This is a genomic window from Streptomyces sp. NBC_00513 (assembly GCF_041431415.1).
Taxonomy (GTDB): Bacteria; Actinomycetota; Actinomycetes; order Streptomycetales; family Streptomycetaceae; genus Streptomyces.
In genome coordinates this window covers 4,792,168-4,804,734 of sequence record NZ_CP107845.1, presented here as the reverse complement: position 1 = coordinate 4,804,734, position 12,567 = coordinate 4,792,168, and the positions used below count along the sequence as shown (strand labels likewise).

The following is a 12,567-nucleotide window of genomic DNA, read 5'->3' as shown; positions in this document are numbered from 1 at the left end:
CCCCGGGCCGCGGCGCTACAGCCAGTCGAGGTCCCACAGGCGCCAGACGCCGGTGCCGTCGGAGAGGTACTGCGCACCGGTGACGGCCTCGCGGGACATCACGTAGTCCTTCTTCTGCCAGATCGGCACCATCGGGACCTGCTGCGCGACGATCCGCTGGAGCGCGCGGAAGTCGTCCGCCGCCTCGCCCCGGTCGGAGTGCGCCTGCGTACGGGTGATCAGCGCGTCCACGGCCTTGTCGGAGAAGCCGTTGTTCATCGTGGACCCGGCGCCGACGAGGGGGGCGAGGAAGTTGTCCGCGTCGGGGAAGTCGGCGATCCAACCGACGGTGTAGGCGTCGAAGTCGCCGGCCGCGTACTGCTTCTGGAAGTCCTCCCACTTGGCGACCGCCTTGACGTCCACCCGGAAGAGACCGGTCGCCGTGAGCTGCTTGGCAATCGCGTCGGCCTCCGCGAGGTTCGCGCCGCGCTCGTTGGCACCCAGGCTGATCGGGACGGGGGTGGCGACGCCCGCCGCCTTGAGGAGCTTCCTGGCCGTCGCCGTGTTCGGCGCCGGCCAGGTGTCGAAGAACGGCGTGCTGTGCGACGCGACACCGGCCGGGACCAGGGAGTAGAGCGGGGTCACCGTGCCGCGGTGGACCTCGCTCGCCAACTGCGAGCGGTCGAGGACCGCCGCCACGGCCCGCCGCACGGCCGGCTTCGCCGCGGTGGAGCCGGGGCGGACGTTGAAGACGAGGTTGCGGGTCTCGGTGCCCCCGGAGGCCTGGTACCGGGTGTCCTCCAGGCCCGGGTTCAGGGCCGCGAGCACCTCGGGCGGCATGTCCCGGTGGGCGACCTCGACCTGGTGGTCGCGCCACGCCCGGTCGAGCCCGGCGGAGTCCGCGAAGTACTTCACCGTGACGGGCGTGCGGGCAGGTTTCGCCTGGCCCGTGTAGGTCGGGTTCGGCTTCAGTTCGGCGCTCTCGCCGGCCTTGTACGCACCGAGCACGTACGGGCCCGAGCCGTCCACCTTGCCGTCGTGGCGCAGCGCCCCGGCCGGGTACTTGTCCCGGTCGACGATCGACGCGGCACCCGTGGCGATCTTGAAGGGGAACGTGGCGTCGCGACCGGAGAGGTTGAAGGTGACCGTCCGCCCCTCGGCCTTGACCGACTCCAGGGTGTTGAAGAGCGGTGCCGGACCCTGCGCGGAGTTGATCTTCTTGATCCGGTCGAAGGAGTGCTTGACGTCCTCCGCCGTGATCGCGCGGCCGCCCGAGAACTTCGCGTCCGGGCGCAGTTCGCACTGGTACGTGGTCAGCTTGCCGCCGAGGAACCGGCACGCGGAGGCCGCGTCCGGGACGGGGGCCTCCGAGCCCGGCTTGACGGTCAGCAGCGACTGGTAGACGTTGCCGAACAGGGCCCAGGAACCGGCGTCGTAGGCACCGGCGGGGTCCAGGTCGGAGACGACGTCGCTCGTCCCGACCCGGATGGCGGTGCCCCGCCCGTTGCCCTCGGCGGGGAGCAGCTGCCAGGCGGCGACACCGCCGCCCGCCGCGAGGACCAGCACGGCCGCGATCACCTTCGAGCGGACAGACCGCATCCCCTGCACCCCGATATTCGAACCCCGTATCCGACTATCGGTCACCCAATCATGGAAGATCGGCTGCGGGAAGGCCTGTTATGCCTGGTCAGGCCTGATATGAGGCGAGTTCGACCACGGTGATGTCGGACGGCGCGCCGACTCGAACAGGCGGCCCCCAGGCGCCCGCGCCGCGGGACACGTACAGCTGTGTGTCGCCGTACCGTTCCAGGCCGGCGACGGTCGGGTTGGCGAGCTCTGCGAGGTAATTGCCGGGCCAGAGCTGACCGCCGTGGGTGTGCCCGGACAGTTGGAGGTCGACCCCGTGCCGGACGGCGTCGTGGATGACGATCGGCTGGTGCGCGAGGAGGACGGCGGTCCGGGACCGGTCGCGGTCACCGAGGGCCGCCCGGAAGTCGGGGCCGTGGCCCTCGCTCTCGCCCGCGACGTCGTTGACGCCGGCCAGGTCGAAGTACGGCAGGGCGCGCCGCGCGTTCTCCAAGGGCTGCATCCCCAGTTCCCGGACGTGGTCGACCCACTGCTCGGCGCCCGAGAAGTACTCGTGGTTGCCGGTGACGAAGAACGATCCGTGCCGGGCCCGGAGGCCGCGCAGCGGTTCGGCGGCCCGCCCCAGGTCGGGCACGCTCCCGTCGACCAGGTCGCCGACGACGGCGATCAGATCGGGCTGGGTGCCGTTGACGGCGTCGACGACGCGCCGGGTGTGGGCGGCGCCGAGGATCGGCCCGAGGTGGACGTCGCTGACGACGGCGATCCGGAAGCCGTGCGCGGCGCGGGGCAGCTTGGCGAGCGGCACGCGCACCCGCTTCACGCGCGGGCCGCGCAGCACCCCGTACGTCCCGTACCCGACCGTCGCGAGAGCGGCCGCGGCCGCCGCCCCGCCGACGGTCCGCGCGACGAACCGGCGCCGGGTGAGGACGGCGGCGTCGAAGGCGGATTCGCGGGCGGGCGCGGGTTCGGCGGCGGGGTCGGCGGCCGGCGCCCGGTCCGCCGGGGCGGACGGGTCGGGCTCCGCCGCCGGATCCACGGGAGCGGAAGCCGGCGCGGAGGCCTGGGCGGAAGCCGGGGCGGAGACCGGGACGGGAACCCGCGCGGCCGGCGGCGTGACCCGGCGGAGCCAGACGGCCCGGACCACTTCCCCGACGAGCATCGCCAGGCTCAGGTACAGCAGCACGGCCAGCCACATGAACCCCGGCCACGCCACCGCCTGCTGGAGCGGGAACGGCACCCCGGCGCGCCCGGCGACCAGGGCCGCGACGGCCGCGAGCGGCAGGGCGAAGGTCAGGGCGGTCCCCGTCCGGCGTGCGACACCACCCGACCGGGTGGTGTCACGGACGAGGCGGACCCACAGCCAGCGGTGGACCAGGGCCAACAGGCCCAGTACGGCGAGCGCGACGAGCGCGACCACGATTACGGTCATCGTGATTCACGCCGCAGCGCGCGCAGGGAACGCAACCCGATCACACCAACGGCCGTCCCCAGGAGAAAGGACGCCACCGCCAGTCCACAGTGGACCCAGAAGTAGGTCGTAGGGTCACCGGCGGTGTCGAAGGCCAGACCGCTGCCGTTCTTCCACAGGTTCCGGACGAAGGACACCCAGATGATCCAGCTCCACACTCCGAAGGCGAGCAGGAACCAGGAGGCGGTGCGGCTGAGTTTCATGTCCCCAGTATCGGATTCGTCCCCGGGAGGGACGCGCCAGGGTGGGCTAGACCGGCGGTGGTTCCGGCGGGTTGGCCGGTCAGCGACGGTGCACAGCCCATCGGGATGTACTTTCACCTGCGTGTATGCCAAGAAGACCGCGCTGACGGTCCTGTCCGCCGCGCTGCTGGTCCCCGCGATGTTCACCGCCCCCGCGCACGCCGCACCGGCCCCGCCCGCCGACGGGAAGGGCCGCCCTCCGATGGACGGCGGCCCGCCGGCGTCGATGTCCACCGTCGGCGGCACGACGCTCGGCCAACCGGGCACCCAGGTGAACCTGCTGCCGGGCGCGCCCGCGCTGCCCACCAACCTCACGGGGCGGTCGTGGATCGTCGCGGACGCGGAGACGGGCGCCGTACTGGCGGCGCACAACGCGCACTGGCGACTTCCCCCGGCCTCCACCATGAAGATGCTGTTCGCGGACACCGTGCTGCCGAGCCTGCCCAAGGACCGGGTGCACAAGGTCACCGAGCAGGAGATGGACGGGGTCGGCGCGGGAAGCAGCCTGGTCGGGGTGAAGGAGGACCACGAGTACACCGTCCACGACCTGTGGCTCGGCGTGTTCCTCCGTTCGGGCAACGACGCCGTGCATGTGCTTTCGGCCATGAACGGCGGCATCGAGAAGTCCGTCAAGGACATGCAGGCGCACGCGGAGGAACTCCAGGCCCTCGACACGCACGTGGTGTCCCCGGACGGGTACGACGCGCCGGGGCAGGTCTCCAGCGCGTACGACCTCACCCTGATCGCCCGCTCCGGGCTGCAGAAGGCCGACTTCCGGGAGTACTGCGGCACGGCGAGCGCGAAGTTCCCGGGCCTCCAGGAGGCGGGCAAGCCCCGCGACTACTTCGAGATCCAGAACACCAACCGGCTGATGACGGGTGCGTACGGGCTCTCCCCCTACAAGGGCATCGCCGGGGTCAAGAACGGCAACACCAGCATGGCCGGCTCGACCTTCACCGGCGCGGCCCAGCAGGGCAACAAGAAGCTGCTGGTCACGGTGATGAACCCGGGCTCGGACGGGGCCAACTCGGTGTACGAGGAGACCGCCGCGCTCTTCGACTGGGGTTTCTCGGCCGCCGGGAAGGTGAAGCCGGTCGGTGAGCTGGTGCCGCCCAAGAGCGCGGACACCAAGTCGCACGGCGCCCCCGCCCAGACGCACGAGAAGGAGACGTCGGCGGGCGGCGACGACTCCGGCAGCAGCGGCGTCGGGACCGCGCTCGGCATCGCGGGCGGGGCGCTGGCCGTGCTGGCGGGCGGGGCGTTCGCGGTCAACCGGCGGTGGCCTCGCCGCGGTCGCCGGGGCGACGAGGACCTGGTCTGACGGTCGTCCCCTGCCGGCGGGCGCGGGCGGGATGAGCCCGCGCCGTCGGTGAGGCCGCGGCGGCCCGGTGAGCCCGCGCCGTCGGTGAGCCCGCGGCGGCCCGGTGACGCCCCTCCGTGCCTGCCCCGGGTGGGCGGCGGGCGCCCGTGCGGGGAAAGGGGTGGTGAGCGGGGCCGACGGAACCGGGTAACGTCTTTGTCATGCTCTTCCAGACGCCGATCCACGAGTGAGCGCGTGACGGGCCTCGGCCGGCGTCCTTCGACGTCGCCGCCCGTCCCCCACCGATGAATCCGCAGAGCACTTCACATCACGACCGGGAGAACCCGTGACCGTCAGCAAGAACATCAACAACCCCGTGGGCCAGGGCGGCGGCCAGCGCAAGCGGCAGTCGCGCGCCGAACGGCAGAACAACGGCCCGCACCGCAACCTCGACCGCCAGGGTGCGGCCGACCAGAAGGCGGAGCTGCTGCGCAAGATGCGTGAGAAGGCGGGCGTGACCGAGGGCTCCGGGACGGGCGAGGACACCGCGCAGAGCTGACGCCACCCCCGCGGGGCCGGCGCGGCGGCGGGTCAGGCGGTGCGCGCGGGCCCCGCGGAGGGGCCCGCGCCGCCGCCCTCGTCCGGGGCCCGCTCCGGGGTCTCCTTCGAGGCCTGCGGGTCCTGCGGGTCTTCCGCGCCGTCGCCGTCCGCGTCGTCGCGGGTCGCCGTCCAGGCGGCGCAGAACAGCAGCAGCTTCGCCGTGAAGTTGATCCAGAGCAGCAGGGCGATCGGCACGCCGAAGGCCCCGTACATGCTCTTCGCGGCGACCTCCCGCATGTAGCCGCTCAGCAGCAGTTTCAGCAGTTCGAAGCCGGCGGCGCCGATGAGGGCGGCCTGGATCAGACGGCCGCGCGACGGCTCCACCCCGGGCAGCAGGGTCAACAGGTACAGCAGGAGCAGGAAGGCGGCCACCACGCCGACCGCGAAGGCCCCGGACCTCAGCAGGGCGCCGCCCGCGCCCTCGCGCGGGATGCCGAGCCAGCCGCCGAACTTGCCGACGGCGCTGGAGCCGAGGATCGAGGCCGCCGCCGAGCAGAGGGCCGCGCCGCCGAGGCCGAGGAGCACCAGCCCGTCCTTGCCCTTGCGGGCGACCGGGTTGCCGAGGTCCTCGTCGTCCTTGTCCCAGACGGCGCGCAGGCAGTCGCGCATCGAGCCGACCCAGCCGATGCCGGTGAAGAGCAGCAGTGCGCCCGCGACGAGCCCGATGGTGCCCGCATTGGCCACCAGCGCGTTGAGGTCGAGCTGGTCGGAGATGCCGGGCACCTGCTCGGCGAGGCTCTTCTGCAGCCGGTCGAGCTGCTCCTTGCTGAGCAGCGCCGCGCCGACGGCGGCGGCGACGGTGATCAGGGGGAAGAGGGCGAGGAAGCTGATGAAGGTGATCGCGGCGGCCAGCCGGGTCCAGTGCACGCGGTCGAGCCGCTGGTACGACCGCCACGCGTGCGTGCGCATCGCCGCGGCAGCCAGGGGCCCGATCACCGGGAGTTTCGTCAGCCAGTCCATGGGGTCACCGTAAATGAGCTGCCGGAAATAGCCGGGATTGTCGGTTTTGAAGGCTACGGTCGTCGATTGTGACTTTTCGCCCGACGGCTCGTCCGTTCCATGCCCTGGTCCTGCGAAGGCTCAGATTCCGCACGTTCCAGGCCCTGCGGCCGCTTCGCTACGAGCGACGCCCGCGCGTGCCGGCCGCCTCATCGGTGGGTGAGCCCAGTTGTGCCGGCACGCCGGTCGGGCCCGTGCCGAAAGGGTATTCACGCAGCTTGCGCCAGACCCCGTCGGAGCCCTGTTCGTAGAGTGCGAAGCCCTCGCACAGCCAGTCGGCGGCGTACCCGGAGAGGGTGGTGAACGCCAGGTCCATCGCCTCCTCGGAGATCCCGTGGGCGACCGTGACGTGCGGGTGGTACGGGAAGGCCAGCTCGCGGTCGATCGGCCCGTCCGGGTCCCGGAGCAGGGCCTGGAGGCGGGTGCAGCCGGCGCCGCCCTCGACGAGCCGGACGAAGACGACCGGCGAGAGGGGACGGAAGGTGCCGGTGCCCGCCAGCCGCATCGCGAAGGCGCGGAACGTCGCCGCGACCTCGGCCAGGTGGGCCTGGATCGCCGGCAGCCGCTCCGCTTCCACCTCGGTGGGCGGCACGAGGGTGACGTGCGTGGGGATGCCGAGCGCGGCGGCGTCCCCGAAGCCGACCCGCAGCTCTTGAAGGCTGCTGCCGTACGGCTCCGGGACCGCGATCGAAACGCCGAGCGTTACGGTCCCCACGTCTGTCTCCTCCGTCTGTCTCGTCCGTCTGTCCCGTGATCGGGTGCTGCCGCTCAGTGTGATGGCAGCACCCCCCGAACCGCCAGGGTCCTTGTCGGTCAGTGCTTGGCGGGCAGGAACCCGAGGCGGTCGTACGCCTGCGCCAGGGTCTCGGCGGCGACCGCGCGAGCCTTCTCCGCGCCCTTGGCCAGCACGGCGTCCAGGGTCTCGGGGTCGTCCAGGTACTCCTGGGTGCGCTTCTTGAAGGGTGTGACGAAATCGACCATCACGCCGGCCAGGTCGGTCTTCAGCGCGCCGTATCCCTTGCCCTCGTAACGGGTCTCCAGCTCGGGGATCGTCTCGCCCGTGAGGGTGGAGTAGATCGTGAGCAGGTTGCTGACGCCGGGCTTCTTCTCGGTGTCGAAGCGGATCTCCGCCTCGGTGTCGGTGACCGCGCTCTTGATCTTCTTCTCGGTGACCTTGGGCTCGTCGAGGAGGTTGACCAGGCCCTTGGGCGAGGAGGCGGACTTCGACATCTTGATCGCCGGGTCCTGGAGGTCGTAGATCTTCGCGACCTCCTTGACGATGTGCGCGGCGGGCAGCGTGAAGGTCTGACCGAAGCGCGTGTTGAAGCGCTCGGCCAGGTCGCGGGTCAGTTCGATGTGCTGGCGCTGGTCCTCGCCCACGGGGACGGCGTTGGCCTGGTAGAGCAGGATGTCCGCGACCTGGAGGATCGGGTACGTGAACAGGCCGACGGTGGCGTTGTTCGCGCCCTGCTTGGCCGACTTGTCCTTGAACTGGGTCATCCGGCTCGCCTCGCCGAACCCGGTGATGCAGTTCATGACCCAGCCGAGCTGCGCGTGCTCGGGCACGTGGCTCTGGATGAAGAGCGTGCAGCGCTCGGGGTCCAGGCCGGCCGCGAACAGTTGGGCGGCGGAGAGTCGGGTGTTCGCGCGCAGCTCCTTGGGATCCTGCGGCATGGTGATCGCGTGCAGGTCGACGACCATGTAGAAGGCGTCGTGCGTTTCCTGGAGGGCGACGTACTGACGAATGGCCCCGAGGTAGTTCCCGAGGTGGAACGAACCGGAGGTGGGCTGGATGCCGGAGAGCGCGCGAGGACGATCAGAAGCCATGGCCCCATTCTCTCAGGTGCGATGGCCGTCTCGGGCCTTGCGCCGGCCTGATCGCGTGCCGGATGAGGGCGGGATCACATCCCGGCCCCGCTCTCGGCGGGCGGTGTCCGGCCGTACCCGCGCGTAGCCGGCCGGCCGGATCCCGCCCGGAGCGAGCGACCGCTTTCCGGCCGGCCGAAAACGGAACCTCCGGCGCCGCCCCGGTCCTCGGGGACCGGGGCGGCGACCGCGGCCCCCGGGGTCGGCCGGGGAAACGCGCCGGCGGCGCCGGATCGACCCCGGTCAGGACAGGGGCAGGCCCGGGGCCGGGTGGGCCGACATGAGGTCGGTGACCTCGGCGCGGATCACGGCAAGGGCCGCCTCGTCGGACCCGGCCGCGGCGTCGACCGCGCGGGAGATCCAGTCCGCCACCACCGGCATGTGGTCCACCGTCAGGCCCCGCGAGGTCAGCGACGGCGTACCGATCCGGATGCCCGAGGGGTCGAACGGCTTGCGCGGGTCGAACGGGACCGTGTTGTAGTTGACGACGATGCCCGCCCGGTCCAGCGCCTTGGCCGCGATCTTGCCGGGGACCCCGCGCGAGGTCAGGTCCATCAGGATCAGGTGGTTGTCCGTGCCGCCCGACACCAGGTCGAAGCCCCGCTCCAGCAGGGCCGCGGCCAGTGCCTTGGCGTTGGCGACGACCGCGTGGGCGTACGTGACGAACGCCGGCTGCGCCGCCTCGTGCAGCGCGACCGCGATGCCGGCCGTCGTCTGGTTGTGCGGGCCGCCCTGGAGGCCGGGGAAGACCGCCTTGTCGATGGCCTTCGCGTGCTCCTCGCGGCACATCAGCATCGCGCCGCGCGGACCGCGCAGGGTCTTGTGGGTGGTCGTGGAGATCACGTCCACGTGCCCGGCCGGCGACGGGTGCGCGCCACCCGCGATCAGGCCCGCGATGTGGGCGACGTCGGCGACGAGGATCGAGCCCGCCTCCTTGGCGATCGACGCGAAGGCCTCGAAGTCGATCGTGCGGGGCAGGGCCGTGCCGCCACAGAACATGATCTTCGGGCGCTCGGCCAGGGCCAGGTCCCGCACCGCGTCGTAGTCGATCAGGCCGGTGTCGGCGGTGACGCCGTACTGCACGCCCCGGAACCAGGAGCCGGTCGCGGACACGCCCCAGCCGTGCGTGAGGTGGCCGCCCATCGGCAGGGCCATGCCCATCACGGTGTCGCCCGGCTTGGCGAAGGCGAGGTACACGGCGAGGTTGGCCGGGGAGCCCGAGTACGGCTGGACGTTGGCGTGGTCGACGCCGAACAGGCCCTTCGCCCGCTCGACGGCCAGGGCCTCGACGCGGTCGATGTTCTGCTGGCCCTCGTAGTAGCGGCGGCCCGGGTAGCCCTCGCTGTACTTGTTCTGCAGGACGGTGCCGGAGGCTTCCAGCACGGCGGCGGACACGTAGTTCTCGCTGGGGATCAGGCGCAGGGTCTCGGCCTGCAGTGCCTCTTCCGCCTCCACGAAGGACGCCAACTCGGGGTCGGTCGTGAAAAGGGCGGGATGGCGGCGCGCGGTCATGGCGGCTCCTCCGGGGTCGATGTCGTCTCTCGTCCCCGCGAGGCCCAGGCGAGCGGCCCTGTGTGCGGTCGTGCGCGCACGACTTCCCCGGAGTCCGTTCTCCGTGCGCCAGTCGCCGTGCGTGGGGCCCACCTTAGCGGGCGCGCCACGAGAAAGGTTTCTCCGTCCGCTGTACGAGCGAGGATGGACAGTGACGCCACCCTCGTCACAGGCCTGACGGACGATCGGAGACCCCGTGTCGAATACTGCTGATGCCATCCGCTCCGCCGACGCGCACAGCGCGCACAACTACCACCCCCTGCCCGTCGTCGTCGCGTCGGCGGAGGGCGCGTGGATGACCGATGTGGAGGGCCGCAGGTATCTCGACATGCTCGCCGGATACTCCGCCCTCAACTTCGGTCACGGCAACCGGCGTCTGATCGACGCCGCACGCGCCCAGTTGGAGCGGGTCACGCTCACCTCCCGCGCCTTCCACCACGACCGCTTCGCGGACTTCTGCACCGAACTCGCCGCGCTGTGCGGCAAGGAGATGGTGCTGCCGATGAACACGGGCGCGGAGGCCGTGGAGACGGCGGTGAAGACCGCCCGCAAGTGGGGGTACGAGGTCAAGGGCGTCCCGGACGGCCACGCCAAGATCGTGGTCGCGGCCGACAACTTCCACGGCCGGACCACGACCATCGTGTCGTTCTCCACGGACCACGACGCCCGCGACCACTTCGGCCCCTACACGCCGGGCTTCGAGATCGTCCCGTACGGCGATCTCACCGCGCTCTCCCACGCCGTCACGGAGAACACCGTGGCCGTGCTCCTGGAGCCGATCCAGGGCGAGGCGGGGGTCCTCGTGCCGCCCGCCGGCTACTTCCAGGGCGTACGGGAGCTCACCCGCGAGCGGAACGTCCTCTTCCTCGCGGACGAGATCCAGTCGGGCCTGGGCCGCACCGGCAAGACCTTCGCCCTGGAGCACGAGGGCGTCGTCCCCGACATGTACATCCTGGGCAAGGCGCTCGGCGGCGGGGTCGTGCCCGTCTCCGCGGTGGTCGCCGACCGGGACGTGCTCGGCGTGTTCCGGCCGGGCGAGCACGGGTCCACCTTCGGCGGGAACCCGCTCGCCTGCGCGGTCGCCCTGGAGGTCATCGCGATGCTCCGCTCCGGCGAGTACCAGCAGCGGGCCGCCGAACTCGGCGACCACCTGCACCACGAGCTGAACCTGCTGGTCGGCGGGGGCGCGGTGACCGCCGTGCGGGGTCGCGGGCTGTGGGCGGGCGTCGACATCGACCCCTCGCGCGGCACCGGCCGGGAGATCTCCGAGAAGCTGATGGGGCTCGGGGTGCTGGTGAAGGACACCCACGGATCCACGATCCGGATCGCACCGCCGCTGGTGATCAGCAAGGAGGACCTGGACTGGGGCCTGGACCGGCTGCGGTCGGTGCTGTCGGCCTGACGGGCCCCGCCGGCCTCACGGGCCGACGAGGCTAGAGGATGACGTGGGGCAGGAAGCGGGCGTACTCGTCCGTGACCGGCCCCGCCGATTCCCGGATGCCCAGCCCCGCGGCCTCCTCCTCGACGACCCACGCGCCGAGCACCACCCGGTTGCCGTCGAAGTCGGGCAGCGGGGCCAGGGCCTGGAAGACGTACGTCTCGTCGTCCACCGGGGTGAACGGCTCCCCGTCCTCCCCCGCCTCGTGCAGGGTCACCCCGGCGCCCTCGCGGCCCAGCAGGGGCTTGGCGACGTAGCCGGTGGTGTCCGCGAGCTCGCGCGGGCCGTCGAGGTAGGCGGGCAGCAGGTTCGGGTGTTCGGGGAACAGCTCCCACAGGACCGCCAGCAGCGCCTTGTTGGAGAGCAGCATCTTCCACAGCGGCTCGATCCAGGCCGTGGTGCCCGAGCCGCCGCCGTGGTCGTAGGTGCCCAACACCTGGGGCCCGAACTCGTCCGAGACCAGCCACTCCCACGGGTAGAGCTTGAAGATGCCGCGGATGAAGCGGAGCTTCTCGTCGACGAACCGGCCGGAGAGGCTGTCCCAGCCGATCTGCTCGACGGACATGGCGACGGTGTCCAGGCCGGCCTGCTCCGCGGTCTCCTGGAGGTAGGCGACCGTCATCAGGTCCTCGCCGAGCTCGTCGGTCTCGGAGTGCGCGAAGTGCACCGGACCGGGCGGCAGCAGCTCGGCCTGCCGGCGCCACGCGTCGACGAGCCGCTCGTGGAGGGAGTTCCACTGGTCCGCGCCGGGGAACCGCTCCTCCATCCAGAACCACTGCGGGCTCGCCGCCTCCACCAGGGAGGTCGGGGTGTCGGCGTTGTACTCCAGCATCTTGGCCGGGCCGCCGGAGCCGTCGTAACGCAGGTCGAAGCGGCCGTAGAGCGAGGGCTGCTCGTCGCGCCGGCGCCAGGACTCGGCGATGCGGGCGGCCAGTTTCGGATCGGTGATGCCGAGGTCGGCGAAGCGGTCGTGCTCGACGATGTGGGCCGCCGCCGCGAGGCACATGGCGTGCAGTTCCTCGACGACGTTCTCCAGCGCCTCGACCTCCGGGAGGGAGAACGAGTAGTACGCGCTCTCGTCCCAGTAGGGGCGCAGGCTGTCGTCGGGGTACCGGGTCAGGGGGTAGATCACCCCCTGCTCCTCGACGGTCCGCTGCCAGTTCGGGCGTGGCTCGATCGTGTGCCGCTCCACCCGGGATCAGCCGCCGCTGGAGCCGGAGTGGCTCTTGCCGATGCCGCCGCGGGTGACGGCGGACTTGTCGAAGCTGCCGCCGCCGACCTTGCCGTTGGCGACGCTGCCGCCGTAGTAGTACGCGCCGGTGCCGCCGCTCTTGCATTCCTTGTTGTTCAGGTGGTTCAGCGTGGAGCGGGACGCGCACCGCTTGTCGGGCTCGTCGCTGCTGCCGCAGGCGACGAGGGTCGCGGCGAGCAGGCCCATGCCGCCGAGCGCGACGGCGCCCGAGCGCATCCGGCGCCGATTGGTGCTGCTGGTGTCCATGTGAGTTCGCTCCCCCTGGGTGGCGTGCTCCCGACAGAC

General features: G+C 71.7%; 12 protein-coding genes. 3 read left to right on the top strand and 9 right to left on the bottom strand.

Going from position 1 to position 12,567, the window contains the following annotated elements:
* Positions 1 to 15 precede the first annotated feature (15 nt).
* The 3 genes from OHA84_RS22300 to OHA84_RS22290 all read right to left on the bottom strand — a co-directional run bounded on the left by OHA84_RS22300 (position 16) and on the right by OHA84_RS22290 (position 3,237).
* Positions 16 to 1,578, bottom strand: a complete 1,563-nt coding sequence (locus tag OHA84_RS22300) for an ABC transporter substrate-binding protein (RefSeq protein ID WP_053682817.1) — start codon at positions 1,576 to 1,578, stop codon at positions 16 to 18.
* Positions 1,579 to 1,666: 88 nt separating this feature from the next.
* Complete coding sequence (locus OHA84_RS22295; protein ID WP_266970085.1) at positions 1,667 to 2,995, bottom strand: metallophosphoesterase; 1,329 nt, start codon at positions 2,993 to 2,995, stop codon at positions 1,667 to 1,669.
* Positions 2,992 to 3,237 carry an SCO4848 family membrane protein gene (locus OHA84_RS22290; RefSeq protein WP_053682813.1) on the bottom strand — a complete coding sequence of 82 codons (246 nt, stop codon included), beginning with the start codon at positions 3,235 to 3,237 and terminating at the stop codon, positions 2,992 to 2,994. Before OHA84_RS22290 ends, OHA84_RS22295 begins: the two co-directional genes overlap by 4 nt.
* A 142-nt stretch (positions 3,238 to 3,379) precedes the next feature.
* On the opposite strand from OHA84_RS22290, the gene OHA84_RS22285 reads away from it, so the two are divergent.
* Together OHA84_RS22285 and OHA84_RS22280 are read left to right on the top strand one after the other, a co-directional pair.
* Complete coding sequence (locus OHA84_RS22285; RefSeq protein ID WP_371591600.1) at positions 3,380 to 4,597, top strand: D-alanyl-D-alanine carboxypeptidase family protein; 1,218 nt, start codon at positions 3,380 to 3,382, stop codon at positions 4,595 to 4,597.
* A 325-nt stretch (positions 4,598 to 4,922) separates the two neighbouring features.
* A complete protein-coding gene (locus tag OHA84_RS22280; protein ID WP_053682811.1) occupies positions 4,923 to 5,135 on the top strand; it encodes a DUF6243 family protein in 213 nt (70 codons plus the stop codon).
* Between the two features lie 32 nt (positions 5,136 to 5,167).
* Here OHA84_RS22280 and OHA84_RS22275 read toward each other — a convergent pair whose 3' ends face one another.
* From OHA84_RS22275 to glyA, 4 genes are all read right to left on the bottom strand, one after another.
* Positions 5,168 to 6,136, bottom strand: coding sequence for a YihY/virulence factor BrkB family protein (locus OHA84_RS22275; RefSeq protein WP_266970088.1), 969 nt, complete (start codon positions 6,134 to 6,136; stop codon positions 5,168 to 5,170).
* Positions 6,137 to 6,293: 157 nt separating this feature from the next.
* Positions 6,294 to 6,890, bottom strand: coding sequence for a 2'-5' RNA ligase family protein (locus OHA84_RS22270; RefSeq protein WP_053682807.1), 597 nt, complete (start codon positions 6,888 to 6,890; stop codon positions 6,294 to 6,296).
* 98 nt (positions 6,891 to 6,988) lie between these two features.
* The gene (trpS, locus tag OHA84_RS22265) at positions 6,989 to 8,002 is read right to left on the bottom strand and encodes a tryptophan--tRNA ligase (protein ID WP_266970091.1); all 1,014 of its coding nucleotides are present in this window, start codon (positions 8,000 to 8,002) and stop codon (positions 6,989 to 6,991) included.
* 282 nt (positions 8,003 to 8,284) lie between these two features.
* Positions 8,285 to 9,553 carry a serine hydroxymethyltransferase gene (gene glyA, locus OHA84_RS22260; protein WP_053682803.1) on the bottom strand — a complete coding sequence of 423 codons (1,269 nt, stop codon included), beginning with the start codon at positions 9,551 to 9,553 and terminating at the stop codon, positions 8,285 to 8,287.
* A gap of 235 nt (positions 9,554 to 9,788) precedes the next feature.
* On the opposite strand from glyA, the gene rocD reads away from it, so the two are divergent.
* Positions 9,789 to 10,994, top strand: coding sequence for an ornithine--oxo-acid transaminase (gene rocD, locus OHA84_RS22255; protein ID WP_053682801.1), 1,206 nt, complete (start codon positions 9,789 to 9,791; stop codon positions 10,992 to 10,994).
* 31 nt (positions 10,995 to 11,025) lie between these two features.
* On the opposite strand, the gene OHA84_RS22250 is transcribed toward rocD, so the two are convergent.
* Together OHA84_RS22250 and OHA84_RS22245 are read right to left on the bottom strand one after the other, a co-directional pair.
* Positions 11,026 to 12,222, bottom strand: a complete 1,197-nt coding sequence (locus OHA84_RS22250; protein WP_053682800.1) for a glutathionylspermidine synthase family protein — start codon at positions 12,220 to 12,222, stop codon at positions 11,026 to 11,028.
* Positions 12,223 to 12,228: 6 nt separating this feature from the next.
* Positions 12,229 to 12,528, bottom strand: a complete 300-nt coding sequence (locus tag OHA84_RS22245) for a hypothetical protein (RefSeq protein WP_053682799.1) — start codon at positions 12,526 to 12,528, stop codon at positions 12,229 to 12,231.
* Positions 12,529 to 12,567: the final 39 nt, after the last annotated feature.

Excerpts from the sequence above, each read along its gene's own strand:
- OHA84_RS22295 (WP_266970085.1), bottom strand. The coding sequence starts at position 2,995 with ATGACCGTAATCGTGGTCGCGCTCGTCGCGCTCGCCGTACTGGGCCTG.
- OHA84_RS22245 (WP_053682799.1), bottom strand. The coding sequence starts at position 12,528 with ATGGACACCAGCAGCACCAATCGGCGCCGGATGCGCTCGGGCGCCGTC.
- trpS (WP_266970091.1), bottom strand. The coding sequence starts at position 8,002 with ATGGCTTCTGATCGTCCTCGCGCGCTCTCCGGCATCCAGCCCACCTCC.
- OHA84_RS22300 (WP_053682817.1), bottom strand. The coding sequence starts at position 1,578 with ATGCGGTCTGTCCGCTCGAAGGTGATCGCGGCCGTGCTGGTCCTCGCG.
- glyA (WP_053682803.1), bottom strand. The coding sequence starts at position 9,553 with ATGACCGCGCGCCGCCATCCCGCCCTTTTCACGACCGACCCCGAGTTG.
- OHA84_RS22290 (WP_053682813.1), bottom strand. The coding sequence starts at position 3,237 with ATGAAACTCAGCCGCACCGCCTCCTGGTTCCTGCTCGCCTTCGGAGTG.
- OHA84_RS22275 (WP_266970088.1), bottom strand. The coding sequence starts at position 6,136 with ATGGACTGGCTGACGAAACTCCCGGTGATCGGGCCCCTGGCTGCCGCG.